This is a genomic window from Cystobacter fuscus DSM 2262 (assembly GCF_000335475.2).
Lineage (GTDB): Bacteria > Myxococcota > Myxococcia > Myxococcales > Myxococcaceae > Cystobacter > Cystobacter fuscus.
The window spans coordinates 56,889-72,226 of record NZ_ANAH02000074.1 but is presented as its reverse complement, the minus strand read 5'-3'; the positions used below and the strand labels follow the sequence as shown (position 1 = coordinate 72,226).

The following is a 15,338-nucleotide window of genomic DNA, read 5'->3' as shown; positions in this document are numbered from 1 at the left end:
CCGGCCCCTTCACTTTTCCGATACAATCCATCGCCCGTCCCACAGAAGGGCGGGCGAGCGGGCGTCACGTCCCCGAGGCCCGGCCGGGCAGGGGCCAGGGCTTGAGCCCCGCGACCTGCTCGGCCTGCTCGACGGCGGGTTGCAGGTGCGCATGCTCGCGGTGGAGGAAGTCGCGCACCGCCTTGTCCAGCGTCTGGTTGAACAGCAGGTGCGCGCTGTGCACCGCCGTGGGCTCGAAGCCCCGGGCGATCTTGTGCTCGCCCCCCGCGCCGGGCTCGAACACGCGGCGCCCCGCGCGGATGTTGTCCTCCACCGAGTGGTACAGGCACACGTGGAAGTGCAGGAAGGGATGCTCCTCGTGGCACCCCCAATAGCGGCCATAGAGGCGCTCGGGCGTGGCGAGGTTGAAGGCCCCGGCGATGACCTTGCCCGCGCGCTCGGCCTGCACGAGCTCCACCGTGTCCGGCATCGCGCGGAAGATGCGCACGAAGAAGTCCTCGGTGAGCTGCACCTGCCCCCAGGGGCCCCGGCTCGCGCACGTGGCCTCGTAGAAGCCGAAGGCGCGCCGGGCATGCTCCTCGCCCACCTCGCCCCCGCGCACCGTGCGCACGGTGATGCCCTGGGTGGTGGCCGCCGCCCGCTCGCGCTTGATTTGAGAGCGGCGCTTGGCGTCGAAGCGCGAGAGGTAGTCGTCGTAGGTGCGATAGCCCGGGTTCTTCCAGTGGAACTGCAGGGTGATGCGGCGCGCGAGCCCCTCGGCTCCCAGCATGTCCGCCTCGTCCTCGCGCGGGTAGAGGAAGTGCACCGAGGAGCAGCCACTCTCCTTCGCGCTCTCCACCGCCGCGCGCAGGAGCGTGAGCCGCAGCGCGGGCACGTCCTCGCCCGGGGCGATGAGGAAGCGCGCGCTGGTGGCCGGCGACAGCGGCGCGCCCACCACGAGCTTGGGGTAGTACTCCACGCCGAGCCGCTCGGCGGCGCCCGCCCACGAGAAGTCGTAGATGTACTCGCCCATGCTGTGGTGCTTGCGGTAGGCGGGCGAGGCCGCCACGAGCTTGCCGTCGCGCCAGAGCGTCAGGTGCTGGGGCTCCCACCCCGACTCGAGCGTCGCGCTGCCGCTCTCCTCCATGGCGGCGAGCCACTCATGGCGGATGAACGGAGGCGCCTCGGGTCCGGCGAGGGCGTTCCACTCGGTGGCGGAGACATCGGTGATGGATTCGAGGAGGCGGAGGCGGAGGTTGGCGGCCACGGGCTCCATCTAACGTGTCCCTCCCGCCCGCGCCGCTCCTCCGCACCCCCGGTGCTGCTCGGCGGACAGTCAGGCCACCCCTCGCCCGGCGGCATGGGCCTCCTCCCCCGGGTCCACTCCGGACGCGCTCCCGGCCGGGCCCCGTGGTAGGCACGCGCGCCCCGGTGGCAGTCGGAGGACGTGGAATGCAGCGCTCGGAAGTCGTCGCCCTGGACAAGCGGCATGTGTGGCACCCCTACACCCCCATGGACGCGTACATCGCCACGACGGATCCCCTCGTCGTCGTGGGCGCCGAGGGGCCCTACCTGTTCGACGCGGATGGCACGCGCTATCTGGACGCCAACGGCTCGTGGTGGGTGTCCACCCTGGGGCATCGCCACCCGCGGCTGGTGCGCGCCCTCACCGAGCAGGCCGGGGCCTTTCCCCACACCTCGCTCGCGGGGGTGACGCACGCGCCGGCCGCGCGGCTGGCCTCGGAGCTCGTCGCCCTGGCGCCGGGCGCGGGGGGGCCCGGGGCGGAGCGGCTCTCGCGCGTCTTCTACTCGGACAACGGGAGCACGGCGGTGGAGGTGGCCATCAAGATGGCGGCCCAGTACTGGGCGCAGAACGGACGGCCCGCGCGCACGCGCTTCATCACGCTCTCGGGGGCCTTCCATGGCGAGACGATCGGCGCCACGAGCGTGGGCGGGGTGGAGGTGTTCCGCGACGTCTTCGGGCCGCTGCTCTTCGACGTGGTGCACGTGCCTTCCCCCGCCGAGCCCGCGGGCTGGGAGCGCGCCTTCGCCCAGGTGGAGGCCACGCTGCGCGCGCACCCGGACGAGATCGCCGCCGTCATCCTCGAGCCGCTCATCCAGGGCGCGGCGGGCATGCACGTGTACGCGCCGGCCTTCCTCCGGGCGGTGCGCGAGGCCACGCGCGCGGTGGACACCTTCCTCATCGCCGACGAGGTCTTCACGGGCCTGGGGCGCACGGGGGCGCGCTTCGCGTGCGACCTGGCGGACGTGGTGCCGGATCTGCTGTGTCTGGCCAAGGCGCTGTCGGGGGGCCTCTTGCCCTTCGCGGCGACGCTGGCCACCGAGCGGGTGTTCTGCGGCTTCGGGGGCGGGAGCGAGCGGGCGCTGTATTACGGGCACTCGTACTGCGGCAACCCGCTGGGCGCGGCGGTGGCGCGCGAGGTGCTCGCGGTGTACCGGGACGAGGACGTGCTCGGGCAGGTGGCGCGCAAGGCGCCCCGGGTGAAGGCCGCCTTCGAGCGCATGGCCGCGGACATCCCCGGCGTGACGCGGCCCCGGGCGCTGGGCCTGGTGGGCGCGGTGGACCTGGGCGGCGGAGGCTACCTGGCCCGGGCGGGCTGGCGGGTGTACGAGGCGGCGCGGCGGCGCGGCCTGTACCTGCGCCCCCTGGGCGACACGGTGTACGTGGCCCCCGCGCTCAACATCCCGGACGCCGCGCTGGACGAGCTGCTCGCGGGGGTGGAAGCCAGCCTGCGCGAGGTGGCCCGCGCGGGCGGCTGATCCGCCGGCACGCAATGGAAACTCGCCCCCGGTCGTACTTCATGCACACTGGGGTTTTCGTCACCCATTTTAAGGTCGAGGAGGAGCGGAGATGGGCTCGGGCCTGTGTTCGTGGATCATCTTGGGATTCTTCGCGGGCCTCATCGCCCGCGCCGTCATGCCGGGCCGTCAGGCCATGGGCATCATCGCCACCACCCTGCTGGGCATCGGCGGCTCGTTCATGGGCGGCTTCCTCGCCTCGGTGATCCGCGGCGGCAGCTGGCGCTTCTTCCAGGCCAGCAGCTTCATCGGCGCCATCATCGGCGCCATCGTGCTGCTCTTCATCGGCTCGATGATGTCCGGCAGACGTTAGGCATCGGATTCGCTTCTGGCCCGGATTACCGCCCAGAACGAAAAAAGCCGCGAAGACGGTGAAAAACGGAATACCTCCGTGTATATTGGAGGAGCAGTCAGCGCAAAACCCCTCCAAGGTGCTTCTGGCTGCGGGCTGGCCGCGCACGGACTCGTTGAATGGGAAACCACCGGGTCCGCGCGTGGCCGCACTTTTCTTCCCGGCTTGTCACGCCGCGCGGCCGAGGTGATGGAAACGCAACCCTTGCCCCGCGGTCCCTCTGGCGGGGGCTTCCGGTACTCGTGCGCGGAGGTAGCTTCTGTCGCTCGTTCGACCCTCGCCGCTGGCGGTGGACGGACAGTCCAAGGAGCTCCATGGGCGCGGTCACGATGGTGCTGGTGGCGTGGTTGATGACGGGCTCGCCGGGGCAGGAAGCGTCTCCTCCGGGCACTCCGGGCTCGTTCGTCGCCAAGACGCTCACCGTGCGCGGGGTGTCGTATTCCTACTCCGTCTATCTCCCACCCCACTACCGCCCCGGACAGGTATGGCCGGTCATCCTGGCGCTGCATGGGGCGAACTCGCGCGGCACGGAGGGCACGCGGCAGCGCTCGCAGCGTCTGGCGGCGGCGGTGCGGCTGTACCCCGAGCGCTACCCGGCCCTGCTGGTGCTTCCCCAGTGTCCGCCCGGCGCGGACTGGAGCGGGGACGTGGCGGACTTCGCCCTGCAGGCCGTGGACAGGACGTTGGCCGAGTACGGGGGAGATCGCCGACGGGTGTACCTGGCGGGGGAGTCCATCGGGGCCCAGGGCGCGGTGCGCTTCGCGGCGCGCTTCCCGGAGCGCTTCGCCGCCGTGCTGTCGGTGGCCGAGCGCTCGGCGGACCGCACCGTGGTGGAGCGGCTCAAGGGCGTGCCCCTGTGGATGTGGCACGGCGACGCGGACAAGGAGGTGCCCGTCTCCGAGAGCCGCGCCTTCCTGGAGCTGTTCAAGGCCGTGGGCAACACCTCCGTGCGCTACACGGAGCTGCCCGGCCTGGGCCATGACATCTTCGACACCGTCTACCTCGACGAGGCGGTGAGCACCTGGCTCTTCGCCCAGCGCCGCTCCCAGTAAGGCTCAGTCCTCGTGCGGCTCGGGCGCCACGCGTGCCGTGAGGACATGGTCCCTCCAGCGGCCCTCGATGAGGACGGACTGGCGCGCGAGCCCCTCGACCTGGAAGCCCACGCGGCGCAGCACCGCGGCGCTGCGGTGGTTGTCCGGCAGGTGGTTGGCCATCAGCCGGTGCAGGCCCAGGGCCCCGAAGGCATGGTCGCACACGGCGCTCACCGCCTCGCTCATCAACCCCAGGCCCTGGTGGCGCGCGTCGAGCCCGAAGCCCAGCTCGGCGCATTGCAGGGGCCCGCGGCGGATGTCGTTGAGCGACACGCTGCCCAGCACCGGGCTCGTGGTGGGCGGGGCCGCGCGCGACAGCAGGAAGAGGCGCAGGGCCAGGCCGCGCCGCCAGTCCTCGGCGTCCTGGGCCAGGCGCGAGCGCCACCAGGTGACGGTGAAGAAGTTGTCCGGGCGCGCGGGTGACACGGGTCCCAGGTGCTCTCGGTTGGCGAGGTGATAGGCGAGCACGCGCGCGGCGGCATCCGGCGGCAGCAGGGTCAGCAGCAACCGCGGCGTGGTGAGCGGGGCCTGGGAGATGTCCGGAGGCATGCGGCTTGGGAGCGCAGGTACGGCGGATAGGCTACACCTGGGGCCCATGCGCCTGCACCTCGTCGATGGGACCTATGAGCTGTTCCGTGCCCACTTTTCACCTCGTCCTGGCGTCCAATCTCCGGACGGTCGGGACGTGAAGGCCACGGTGGGGCTCGCCGCCTCGCTGCTCGCGCTCCTGCACGACGAGCACGAGGCGGTGAGCCACGTGGCGGTGGCCTTCGACAACCCCATCCACTCGTTCCGCAACGAGCTGTTCGCCGGGTACAAGTCCGACGAGGGCGTCCCCCCGGAGCTGCTCGCGCAGTTCGACGCGGCCGAGGAGGCGGTGCGCGCGCTCGGGCTCACCGTGTGGTCCATGAAGGAACTGGAGGCGGATGACGCGCTGGGCACCGCCGCCGCGCGCTGGGCCGGCCAGGTGGAGCAGGTGCGCCTGCTCACCCCGGACAAGGACCTGGGGCAGTGCGTGCGCGGCCAGCGCGTGGTGCAGGTGGACCGCAAGCAACACAAGGAGATGGACGAGGCGGCGGTGCGGGCGCGGCTGGGCGTGGCGCCGGCGAGCGTGCCGGACCTGCTGGCGCTCGTGGGCGACGCCGCGGATGGCATCCCCGGCCTGCCCGGCTTCGGCGAGAAGGGCGCGAGCCTGCTGCTCGGAGAGTACGGCCACCTGGAGCGCATCCCCGAGGACGCGGCCACGTGGACGGTGCGGCCCCGGGGCGCGGAGAAGCTCGCGGCCACCCTGCGCGCCCACCGCGAGGAGGCGCTGCTCTACCGCCGGCTCGCCACCGTGGTGACGGACGCGCCCCTGCGCGAGTCGCTCGAGGATCTGGCCTGGGCGGGCGTCCCCCGCGAGCGCTACCTCGCGTGGTGTGACGCGATGGGCCTCACCACGCTGCGCTCGCGCCCCCAGCGCTGGGCGCCGTGAATCACTCCCAGGTGAAGGGCAGCATCCGCTCCACCTGCTCGTAGCGCGCGAGCAGCTCCTCGCGTGTGGGGGCGCCCAGGTTGACGATGCAGTAGCGGTAGCTGCCCACGTCCTGGTCATGCTCCGACAAGCGCTCCCCCGGCGCGCACAGCACCTGGATGACGGTGCCCGGAAAGCGCTCCTTCACCCGGGCGAGCTCCTCCTCCGAGGGCACGCGTGCCACCCGCGCGTCGCTGAAGCGGCGCATGACGAAGCTCGCCACCGCGCCGTCCCGTCCCGCCCGCCTCCTCCAGGGCACCGGCCGCCCCACCGCCAGCGCGAGCTGCGCCTCGTAGGTGTTCATCCCGTCCACCCGCTCGTAGAGGTCCGCGAACTGGTAGGACATGCGCGGGTTCACTTCAATCACCGTCACCCGATCGCTCGCCGCGTCGTGGAACATCTCCACGTTGAAGCACGCGTGGTCGAAGCCGCTGCCCTCCATCAGCCGCGTCGCCACCTCGCGCATCCGCGCCTGCACCGACTCGGGCAGCACCGAGGGGTATTCGAAGCGCTGGAAGCTGATCGTCCCCGGGTACATCACCGAGTCGACGATCCCCATCACCACGGCCTTTCCCCCCTCGACGAAGCCATCCACCGTCACCTGTGCGCCCGCGAGCGGTGTCTCGCCGATGAAATACCAGGCGGGCACCTGGGCATCCGTGTAGCGCTCGAGCAGGTGCTGGTAGGGCCGCAAGAGCAGGTGTTTCTCCAGGCGCTCGCGCCACGAGAAGCGCACCGCCTCGCGCCACTCCCGCGCGTCGTTCACCCGCCGCGCGCGGATGGACATGGTGCCCTTCACGGGCTTGATGAACAGCGGATAGCCGAGCCGCTTCATCCGGGGCGGCCCGGCGAAGGGATGGAGGGGCTCGAAGTCGGGCGTGGCCTCGGGCACCCACGTCTGTTGGATTTGACGGCTGTAGTACTTGTGGCTCAGCCGCACCACGACCTCGGGCGGGGGCACCGGCAGGCCCAGCCGCTCGCCCACGAGCGAGGCCAGCATGCAGCCCGGGTAGTCCCCCGTGCCCACCACTCCCGTGAGCCCCTGGTCCCGCCACGCCTCCGCCGTGCGCTCCACCCAGCGGAACACGTCGAAGCGCAGGCCCTCCCAGAGCGAGGGGCTCTCCACCAGGCGCTCCCCGTCGTAGAGCAGCTCGTAGCGCCCATCGAAGCGCGTCTCCAGCGCCACCTTGTCCCATGCTCCCGGGCAGAGGACGAGCACCCGGGGGCGCTCGGGACGCGACAGCGGTGCGACCCTCACGTGACACCCCGCAGGCTCATCAACCGGGACACCAGCGCCTCGAGATACGCCTTCTCCGCCCCCTCGACCGTCTCCACGTGCTCCTCTTCCCAGTCCATGCGCAGGCACCGGCCCAGCGTCAGGTCCACCATCAGCTTCTCCCCCCGCAGCAACAAACCATAATGAGACGTGGTGCGGCGCGAGGGATGGCCCGCCCACACGAGCAGCTCGGGCCGTCGGTCCTCGTGCAGCAGGGACTCGCCCCACACGGGCGTGTCATGGCCGAGCCCCAATAGGTCCACCACCGTGGGCAGCACGTCGAAGTGCGAGGAGAAGGCCACCTCCCGCGCGGGCAGCCGCGGGTGGTGCATCACCAGGGGCACGTCCAGCTCCTCGCGCGTCACCGCGCTGCCGTGGGACTGGTAGCCCAGCGCGCCGAACGCCTGGCCGTGATCGCTGCTGAGCACCACCAGCGGCTCGTCGATGAGTCCCCGCTCGCGCAAGCCGTCGCGCAGCGCCCCGAAGAGCCAGTCCGCCTCCTCGATGCCATTGAAGAAGCGGCCCCGGTCCTCGGCCATGTCGAAGCGGTGGAAGCGCTCCGGCTCGGCGACCCGGTAGGGCACGTGCGTGTGCGTGGCGTGCACGTGCAGCAGGAAGGGCCGGTGTCCCGCCAGCACCGCCGCGAGCCGCTCGAGGCCCCGGGTCAGCAGGGCCTGATCCGGCGGCGTCCCCCCCGCCGACGTCTCCAGGTCCTCCCGGTCGATGACATGAGAGAAGCCCGCCGCGTCGAGGATCTCCCGCAGGCCATAGTCGGCCGTGCGCGCGGTGGTGAGGTACACGGTGCGGTAGCCCGCCTCCCGCAGCGCGCGCAGGCCCGCCGAGGGGCCCTCGCCATAGCCGCTCGTGTAGAGCGCCCGGTGCGCGTTGTTCGTCGTCGGCGACACGCACGCGTGGTGGCGCGAGCGCAGCGCCCGGGGCCACAACCCCTCGAGGAAGGGCGCGCGGGCTCCCCCCGGCCTGACGGCGTCCAGGTGGCACTGGCCCACGGACTCGAAGGTGAACAGCAGCACGTCCTCTCCCCGGAGCAGGCCGTGCGCGGCGCTCGGACGGGGAGGGCGCGGGGCCTGGGTGAGCAGGGGCGCGTGCTCCGGCCGGGGCTGGAAGCCGGGGGGCTCGGGCCGGGGCCGCTCGATGAAGAAGTGGCGCACCCCATGGGGCCCCCCCGCGCGGCGCGAGGGCACGAGCCCCACCCCGGCCCACGTGCCCAGGCCCGCCACGGCCAGTGCCAGGGCGAGCGGCGGCGCCAACCCCCCGGCCAGGGCGGCCAGGACGAGCAGCGCACTGGCGGCGAACACCTGCCGGCGCGCGCGCGCGGGCGCGCTGGTGGCGGCGGTGAGGCTCAGCCCGGCGCCGAGCACGAGGGCGAGTCCCACCGAGGGGGCTCCGGGCGGCGCGAGCGGCACGCCCGCGTGGACGAGCAGCGCGGTGAGGGGCAGCGTGGCGAAGAAGCGGTGGGCGGCGAAGAAGCGGCGGGCGAAGGCCAGCTCGGCCAGCTCCCGGTACAGCACGGAGAGGATGACGCTGCCCACGCCCCCCGGGCCCAGCTCGATGGTGAAGACGCGGAAGAGCACCGCGTCCAGCCACAGCGCGGCGAAGAGCAGCGTGCCCGCGAGCGTGCCCACCACGTGCCCCACCGGGCCGCATAGGGCGAGCAGCGCCACGGCCAGCTCCCCGAGCACCACCCACCCCACGTCCTCCCAGAGCAGCGCGGGCGTCTCGGTGAAGTCGCGGTATTTGACGGCCTTCACGAGCACCAGCAGGGCGGCGGCCGCCGCGCTCAGCTCCACCCAGTGCGCGGCGCACGAGGCCAGCGGCGTCATCATCTCGGGAAGCTCTTCCAGTAGTTGATGGCGTACCATACCGTCACGGCGGCGAGCCCCGCGCGCGCGGCCCCCGGGACGCGCGGCCACAGCCACGCCGACACGCCGAGCACGAGCAGCGCCTCGCCGAGCGCCACCGCGCGGCCGTGGTAGCGCACGTCCCAGTAGGAGATGGGGCTGATGAAGCGGTACTGACTGAAGGGCAGGAAGTGACGGTGGGCGTCATGCACGTGCAGGGGGAAGTCCGCCAGGGCGTGCAGGAAGACGCTGGCGAAGAAGGCGGCCAGGGGCGCCACTCCCAGTGCCAGCGCCACGACTCCTCCCAGGAGCGACAGGGGCAGGGAGTGCGCGCCATGGATGAGGTTGAGCCAGAAGGGGCGCTGGTAGCTCTCGCTCCAGATGCGCTCGTCGCTCAGGCCGCGCACGTAGCGCTCGCGCAGGTAGAGCACGGCGATGGGCACGTCCGGCAACACCGCTCCCACGAGGATGGGGACGGCGAGCGCGGGGGACGCATGGCCGCCCAGGAGCGCGAGGTTGAGTACCGCATGACCCGGAGTCTGCACGCCGCACAGCCTAGGCGGACCCGGGGCCCGGCGGTGAAATGGCGTCCGACAGACGTGTAAAACCAGGATAGCCAGCGACATGACATTGGAAGGTGGTTTCGGGGTGGAGGTAACAGGTCCTCAACCAAGTCCAGGATGTGAAGGGTTCTCCCCTCACCTGTTGGCTCTGGTCCACAATCCCACCTGACACATCGGGTTCGCCTCTGAGGCGCGTGCCCGGTGGACCCGTGGGGCGGTACGAGGGTTCCCCTCGGGAATCCGAGCACTCTTAGAGTCCCCCGTTCTTCCAACTACCCCTCTCATCCTGTCACGGGCCACCTGTCCGACCCTAAGCAGACGGCCTGATGGGTCGGCTTACGGAGGGCCAGGAAACCGCGATGGGACAACCTTCGACCAGCAAGCTCGCAGCGAATGTGGGCGAGCTCGCGCGAGAGGCGCGGGTTCGTGCGGGATTGACCCAGGCGGACGTGGCGGAGCGGGTGGGGCTGGCGACCGAGGTGTATGGGCGGCTGGAGCGGGGCCGGATGTTGCCGAGCGTGCCGTCGCTGCGGCGGTTGTGCATCGCGTTGCGCATGCCGTCCGACTCGCTGTTGGGGCTCAACACCGGCGAGGTGCCGACGTGGGCGGCCGAGTCCACGCCGGAGGAGTACGACGAGGTGCCCGAGCTGCGCCGCCTCATGCGCACCCTGCGCAAGCTGGATGGCACCCAGCTCAAGCTCATCGGCCTGGTGGCCTCGGCGCTGCAGAAGCGCTAGCGGACGCACACCCGTCGCGCTTTGGGACTTGTCTTCGGAGGGCGAGCCCTGGCCTCATGGTCCCCCTTTCCCGAATGGGGGTTCGCGCATGGTGGTCGACGAGCGGCGAGGCGGCATGGGCGGTGCTCTCCCTCTGCTGGGCGTGTTGTTCGCCGTGCTGCTGCCGCTCGCGCCGGCTCGCGCCCAGATGCCCACCTCGCCGCAGGGCAGCGTCGGCGAGCTGACGGACGTGCCCCGCTCCACCGAGGACGCGGGCGTCGTGTCCACCGAGCGCGACGTGCTGCGCGAGGACGGCGGCTTCTCCCTGGGCGGCGCGGAGGGCTCGGATGGCGGCACCCCGCGCTTCGAGCCCCCGGCGCTCCTCGCCGACTCGCCCGCGCGCTACCCCGAGGCGCTCGCCGCCCAGCCGGTGGCGGGCACGGTGCGCCTGGAGCTGCTGGTGGCCGAGGATGGCGAGGTGGACGAGGCGCGGCTGCTCCAGGGGGCCCACCCGCTGCTCGATCAGGCCGCGCTGCACGCCGCGACGCGCCTGCGCTTCTCCCCCGCGAAGGTGGAGGGCGTGCCGGTGCCGGTGCGGCTCACCTTCGAGTACCACTTCCAGGCGCCCGTGGCCCCCGCCGACGTCTCCTCCTCCGGCGAGCCCCTGCCGCCCATCTCCTTGCGCGGCCTGGTGCGGACCAAGGGCAACCGCCAGCCCATCATCGGCGCCGTGCTCGAGTTCGACGGGGTGCGCGACGCGCCCGTGGAGACGGGAGCGGACGGCCGCTTCGAGGCCCGGCTCGCTCCGGGCTCGCACACCGTGCGCGTCACCGCGGCCGGCCACAAACCCGGCTTCTTCCGCGAGGCGCTCCAGGCCGGCGAGGCGCTCGAGGTGGTGTATGGCCTGGAGCCGCTCGTGGTGAATCCCTACGAGACGGTGGTGCGCGGCGATCGCGAGCGCACCGAGGTGTCCCGCGTCACCCTGCATGACGCCGAGCTGCGCGAGATTCCCGGCACCCTGGGAGACCCCTTCCGCGTCGTCATGCTCATGCCCGGCGTGGGCAGCATGCTCTCGGGCGTGTCCTACCCGGTGGTGCGCGGCAGCCAGCCGGCCGCCACCGGCTACTTCCTCGACGGCATTCGCGTCCCCATCCTCTTCCACCTCTTCCTCGGGCCCGCGGTCATCCACCCGGACTTCATCGACACCATCGACTTCTACCCCGGCAACCCGCCCACCCCGTATGGCCGCATCACCGGCGGCGCGGTGGAGGGCCGGCTCACGCGCCCGCGCGATGATCGGCTGCACGGCAGCGCCTACGCGGACTTCCTCAACGCCGGCCTCTTCCTCGAGTACCCCTTCCAGTCCACGGGCACCAACGTCTCGGTGGCCGGGCGCCTGTCGTACACGCCCTGGCTGATCGCGCTCGCGGCCAACGCGCTGCAGCCGCCCGGCTTCAACGACTCGAAGCTGGTGCTGGACTTCTACGACTACCAGGCGCGTGTCGAGCAGAAGGTGGGGCCGGGCCGGCTGCGCCTGTTCGCCTTCGGCTCCTCGGACACCTTCGGCTCCCGTGCGGTGACGGACGAGGGCTCCACCCAGCTTTTGTCCGTGCTCTTCCACCGGCTGGACCTGCGCTACGGCCAACCCGTCGCCGGCGGCGATCTGGAGGGCGGGGTCACCGTGGGGCTGGATCGCTTCGCCGTCCAGGGCGACAGCTTTGGCGGCGACGGTCTCACCGTGAACGTGGACCAGCGCAACGTGACCGCCCGCCTGCGCTACGCGCGCGAGCTGGGCCAGGGACTGTCACTGCGCGGTGGCCTGGAGGTGGAGAACACGCGCGCGCTCGTGTACCTGCTCTCGCGCAGCCAGCTGCCGGACGGCGGCATCGATGAGGTGCGCATCGATCAGCCCCTGGCGATCGCCACCTTCAGCGGCTTGTGGTCCGAGCTCACGTGGAAGCCCGAGGGCTCGCGCTGGACGCTGGTGCCGGGCCTGCGCCTGGACAACTACTACCTCTCGGGCGGCGTCAACGCGTTCGTGGCCGAGCCGCGGGTGACGGCGCGCCACAAGTTGACGGACACGCTCACGCTCAAGGGCGGCGTGGGCCTCTACCACCAGACGCCCACCACGCTCATCAGCCTGCCCGTCATCGACATCGCCGCGCTCAAGCAGGGCTTGCAGCAGGCGGTGCAGATCTCCGCGGGCGTGGAGTACCAGGGCCTCGCGGGCTTCGACGTGAGCCTGGACGGCTACGTCAACCCGCTGCCGCGCACCGTGGAGCTCACGCCCTTCGGCGCCGAGTCCCCGCCGTCCAACCCGCAGCCGCCCCCGGATCCCGGTGGAGGTGAGCCCGGACGTCCCCGGCCGCCCCCCACCACCGTGGGCCAGGGCTCCGTGCGTGGCCTGGCGCGGCAGGAGCAGCCCATTCCGGGCATCGGCGGGCTGGGGCAGGGCGACCCCAGCCGGGGCCTGTCCTATGGCCTGGAGCTGCTCATCCGCCGTCCCCTGGGCGGCAACTGGTTCGGCTGGCTGTCCTACTCCCTGCAGCGCAGCACCCGCCTCACCCGCTTCTACCGCTACGACGCGAGCGGGCAGGTCATCGGCCAGGCCGAGGGCAACCTGCCCTACGTCTTCGACCAGACGCACGTGGCCAACCTGGTGCTCAGCTACAAGTTCGCCAACAACATCACCCTGGGCGGCGTGCTGCACTTCAACAGCGGCCGGCCCGAGACCGGCAACCTCACCAGCCGCACCCAGGTGGAGGGCACGGACTTCCTTGGCCGGCCCTCGTGGGTTCCCGTGGACCTGGACCGCGCGGACCGGCTGCCGCCCTTCTTCCGCTTCGATCTGCGGCTGTCCAAGGCGTGGGCCTACGAGACCTTCTCGCTCGAGGCCTACCTGGACATGCTCAACGTCACCCTCAGCCAGGAGGTGCTGGCTTTCAGCTACGAGGGTGGTTTTGGCGTGCCCTTGAACAAGACGCCCACCTCCGTCCCCATCGCCCTGCCCATCCTCGGGCTCAAGGGCCGTTTTTAAGGGGAAAGCTGGAGTTCTGCGTGGGTGGACGGGATTTCGAGCCGGCTCTCGTGCCATACTGTCGCGCGTTCGTACCCGCGCCTCCCCCGAGGCTCCATGCTCGACTGGGAGCGGGTCGACGGGGGGAAGCGCGTGAATTCATCGGGAATGGCCAGGCTCGCTCACACCGGGGCGTTACATGGGGAGTATCCCGACCCATACATCCTGTTCCAGTCGGTGCGGGGTGAGACGGGCGTACTGCTCGACTTCGAGTGGACGGCGTTCAATCCGGCGGCCGAGCCGTGGGTGTCGGCACCGTCGCGGGCGCTGTCGGCGTGGCAGGGGGTGGCGGGCCTGCCGGAGCCGGAGGTGCTCGGCGCGGTGGTGGAGGGCGGCGCGCCGCTCGGCTTCGAGCTGCACGTGCGGCGGGGCGGCGAGGAGCGCTGGTTCCAGGCGCGAGCGGTGAAGCAGGGGGATGGGTTCGCGCTGTGGCTGTCCGACCGGACCGAGGCCCATGAGCGCGAGCGCGTGTTGCGCGAGGCGCTGGAGCGGGCGCGCGAGGCGCTGGAGCAGGAGCGCGAGGCGCGTGAGCGCGAGGCGTACCTGTCGCTGGCGCTGGAGACGGCGCACATGGTGACGTGGGAGTGGTCGGAGGCGCGGGGGAGCTTCTCGCTGTCCGCCAACGCCGAGGACTTCTTCGGGGCGCCGCCGGAGGGGCTGGGCAACACGGTGGAGTGGCTGTTGGGGCGCGCCCAACCGGAGGAGCGCGTGCGCATCGCCGAGGCCTTCGCGCGGATGCGCTCCACCGCGGGGGCGCATGCCTTCCAGTTCCGAGGCCCGTGGCCGGACGGCACGGTGCACACCTACGAGGTGGTGGGCCAGTCCTTCCACGAGGAGGGCCTGCCCCTGCGCGTGCTGGGCGTGGCCATGGACATCACCGAGCGCCTGCGCTCGCAGGAGGCGGTGCGCGCGGCCGAGGAGCGCTACCGCCTGGCGGCGCTCGCCACCAACGACGTGCTCTGGGAGTGGCTGCCCGCCACGGGCCACATCTACTGGAGCGAGGCCTGCCACCGGATGTTCGGCTACCACCCCGAGGAGATGGGGGACGTGTCCTGGTGGGCGGAGCAGGTCCACCCGTTGGACCGGGAGCGGGTGGTGGGCAGCCTGCACCGGCTGGTGGCGGAAGGGGGCGAGTCGTGGACGGCCGAGTACCGCTTCCGGAGCAAGGATGGCACGTACGTGGACGTGCTGGACCGGGGCCGGGCGGCGCGAGACGCGCGCGGCGGTGTGCAGCGGATGATCGGCTCGATCATGGACATCACCGAGCGCAAGCGGGCGCTGGAGCGCATGGCGGAGGAGGCGCGCTTCCGCGAGCGCTTCATTGGCATCCTCGGGCATGACCTGCGCTCGCCGCTGCATGCGATTGCGTTGTCGGCGCGGGAGCTGGGGCGGCGGGGGGTGCCGGTGCTGCACCAGCGGCTGTTGCAGCGCATCGAGACGAGCGCGGCGCGCATGGGGAACATGATCTCCGACATCCTGGATTTGACGCGGGCGCGGCTGGCGGGGCGCATTCCGCTGCACCTGTCGGTCACGGGCCTGCCGCAGGTGTGCCAGCAGGTGGTGGAGGAGATGATGGCGGTGCACCCCGAGCGCACGCTGTTGTTGGATATTGAAGGGGCGTGCGAGGGGGTGTGGGACTTCGAGCGGCTCGCGCAGGTGGTGAGCAACCTGGTGGGCAACGCGCTGGAGCACACGCCGCTGGACACGCCCGTGCGGGTGCGGTGCCGGGACGAGGGGGCGGGGTGGAGGGTGTTGGAGATCTCCAACCGGGGGACGCCCATTCCGAGCCACCTGTTGGACACGCTGTTCGATCCCTTCCGGCAGGCGGGGCCGGCGAGGACGGGACGGGGGAGTGGATTGGGCTTGGGGCTGTACATCGTCCAGCAGCTCGTGCTGGCGCATCAGGGCACGGTGTCGGTGTGCTCCACGGCGGAGGACGGCACGACGTTCACCGTGCGCCTGCCCCGGGACTCGCAAGACGCGCCCGCGGCCGAGCCCGAGGCGCCGCAGGGGATGGGGACTGCCGCGTTCCAACCGCGGTCCCAGGAGTGCCCCACGGAGTAGGGGCCTGCCCCTCCCATGGGTGGGAGTTG

Annotated in this window: 12 protein-coding genes; 7 read left to right on the top strand and 5 right to left on the bottom strand. The window is 71.8% G+C overall.

Annotation, left to right across the window (positions count from 1 at the left end; translation table 11 throughout):
• Positions 1 to 64: 64 nt before the first annotated feature.
• Complete coding sequence (locus tag D187_RS48345) at positions 65 to 1,255, bottom strand: GNAT family N-acetyltransferase (protein WP_002623804.1); 1,191 nt, start codon at positions 1,253 to 1,255, stop codon at positions 65 to 67.
• Positions 1,256 to 1,431: 176 nt separating this feature from the next.
• Here D187_RS48345 and bioA point away from each other — a divergent pair, with 176 nt between their 5' ends.
• The 3 genes from bioA to D187_RS48330 all read left to right on the top strand — a co-directional run bounded on the left by bioA (position 1,432) and on the right by D187_RS48330 (position 4,203).
• Positions 1,432 to 2,760 (top strand): adenosylmethionine--8-amino-7-oxononanoate transaminase, encoded by a 1,329-nt coding sequence (gene bioA, locus D187_RS48340; RefSeq protein ID WP_002623803.1) that lies wholly within the window; start codon positions 1,432 to 1,434, stop codon positions 2,758 to 2,760.
• A gap of 91 nt (positions 2,761 to 2,851) precedes the next feature.
• The gene (locus tag D187_RS48335; protein WP_002623802.1) at positions 2,852 to 3,112 is read left to right on the top strand and encodes a GlsB/YeaQ/YmgE family stress response membrane protein; all 261 of its coding nucleotides are present in this window, start codon (positions 2,852 to 2,854) and stop codon (positions 3,110 to 3,112) included.
• Positions 3,113 to 3,465: 353 nt separating this feature from the next.
• Positions 3,466 to 4,203, top strand: a complete 738-nt coding sequence (locus tag D187_RS48330) for a carboxylesterase family protein (protein ID WP_002623801.1) — start codon at positions 3,466 to 3,468, stop codon at positions 4,201 to 4,203.
• 3 nt (positions 4,204 to 4,206) lie between these two features.
• On the opposite strand, the gene D187_RS48325 is transcribed toward D187_RS48330, so the two are convergent.
• A complete protein-coding gene (locus D187_RS48325; protein WP_002623800.1) occupies positions 4,207 to 4,791 on the bottom strand; it encodes a GNAT family N-acetyltransferase in 585 nt (194 codons plus the stop codon).
• 46 nt (positions 4,792 to 4,837) lie between these two features.
• Here D187_RS48325 and D187_RS48320 point away from each other — a divergent pair, with 46 nt between their 5' ends.
• Entirely contained in the window at positions 4,838 to 5,716 is an 879-nt protein-coding gene (locus tag D187_RS48320) for a 5'-3' exonuclease (RefSeq protein ID WP_002623799.1), read from the top strand.
• A 1-nt stretch (position 5,717) separates the two neighbouring features.
• Here D187_RS48320 and D187_RS48315 read toward each other — a convergent pair whose 3' ends face one another.
• The 3 genes from D187_RS48315 to D187_RS48305 are packed head-to-tail and all read right to left on the bottom strand — an operon-like array spanning position 5,718 to position 9,435.
• Positions 5,718 to 7,013, bottom strand: coding sequence for an ATP-grasp domain-containing protein (locus tag D187_RS48315; protein WP_155894085.1), 1,296 nt, complete (start codon positions 7,011 to 7,013; stop codon positions 5,718 to 5,720).
• Positions 7,010 to 8,875: a sulfatase-like hydrolase/transferase gene (locus D187_RS48310; protein WP_002623797.1), complete on the bottom strand. Its 1,866-nt coding sequence runs from the start codon at positions 8,873 to 8,875 to the stop codon at positions 7,010 to 7,012. The genes D187_RS48315 and D187_RS48310 overlap by 4 nt, the downstream gene beginning before the upstream one ends.
• Positions 8,872 to 9,435: a hypothetical protein gene (locus D187_RS48305; protein WP_002623796.1), complete on the bottom strand. Its 564-nt coding sequence runs from the start codon at positions 9,433 to 9,435 to the stop codon at positions 8,872 to 8,874. Before D187_RS48305 ends, D187_RS48310 begins: the two co-directional genes overlap by 4 nt.
• Before the next feature lie 377 nt (positions 9,436 to 9,812).
• Here D187_RS48305 and D187_RS48300 point away from each other — a divergent pair, with 377 nt between their 5' ends.
• From D187_RS48300 to D187_RS56645, 3 genes are all read left to right on the top strand, one after another.
• Complete coding sequence (locus D187_RS48300; protein WP_002623795.1) at positions 9,813 to 10,190, top strand: helix-turn-helix domain-containing protein; 378 nt, start codon at positions 9,813 to 9,815, stop codon at positions 10,188 to 10,190.
• An 88-nt stretch (positions 10,191 to 10,278) separates the two neighbouring features.
• Positions 10,279 to 13,206 carry a TonB family protein gene (locus D187_RS48295; protein ID WP_002623794.1) on the top strand — a complete coding sequence of 976 codons (2,928 nt, stop codon included), beginning with the start codon at positions 10,279 to 10,281 and terminating at the stop codon, positions 13,204 to 13,206.
• A gap of 147 nt (positions 13,207 to 13,353) precedes the next feature.
• Positions 13,354 to 15,309 carry a sensor histidine kinase gene (locus D187_RS56645; protein WP_162159774.1) on the top strand — a complete coding sequence of 652 codons (1,956 nt, stop codon included), beginning with the start codon at positions 13,354 to 13,356 and terminating at the stop codon, positions 15,307 to 15,309.
• The last annotated feature ends 29 nt before the right edge of the window (positions 15,310 to 15,338 follow it).

What these genes read in the sequence shown, in the direction of transcription:
- D187_RS48345 (WP_002623804.1), bottom strand. Translation starts at nt 1,255, where the DNA reads ATGGAGCCCGTGGCCGCCAACCTCCGCCTCCGCCTCCTCGAATCCATC.
- bioA (WP_002623803.1), top strand. Translation starts at nt 1,432, where the DNA reads ATGCAGCGCTCGGAAGTCGTCGCCCTGGACAAGCGGCATGTGTGGCAC.
- D187_RS48335 (WP_002623802.1), top strand. Translation starts at nt 2,852, where the DNA reads ATGGGCTCGGGCCTGTGTTCGTGGATCATCTTGGGATTCTTCGCGGGC.
- D187_RS48330 (WP_002623801.1), top strand. Translation starts at nt 3,466, where the DNA reads ATGGGCGCGGTCACGATGGTGCTGGTGGCGTGGTTGATGACGGGCTCG.
- D187_RS48325 (WP_002623800.1), bottom strand. Translation starts at nt 4,791, where the DNA reads ATGCCTCCGGACATCTCCCAGGCCCCGCTCACCACGCCGCGGTTGCTG.
- D187_RS48320 (WP_002623799.1), top strand. Translation starts at nt 4,838, where the DNA reads ATGCGCCTGCACCTCGTCGATGGGACCTATGAGCTGTTCCGTGCCCAC.
- D187_RS48310 (WP_002623797.1), bottom strand. Translation starts at nt 8,875, where the DNA reads ATGATGACGCCGCTGGCCTCGTGCGCCGCGCACTGGGTGGAGCTGAGC.
- D187_RS48300 (WP_002623795.1), top strand. Translation starts at nt 9,813, where the DNA reads ATGGGACAACCTTCGACCAGCAAGCTCGCAGCGAATGTGGGCGAGCTC.
- D187_RS48295 (WP_002623794.1), top strand. Translation starts at nt 10,279, where the DNA reads ATGGTGGTCGACGAGCGGCGAGGCGGCATGGGCGGTGCTCTCCCTCTG.
- D187_RS56645 (WP_162159774.1), top strand. Translation starts at nt 13,354, where the DNA reads ATGGCCAGGCTCGCTCACACCGGGGCGTTACATGGGGAGTATCCCGAC.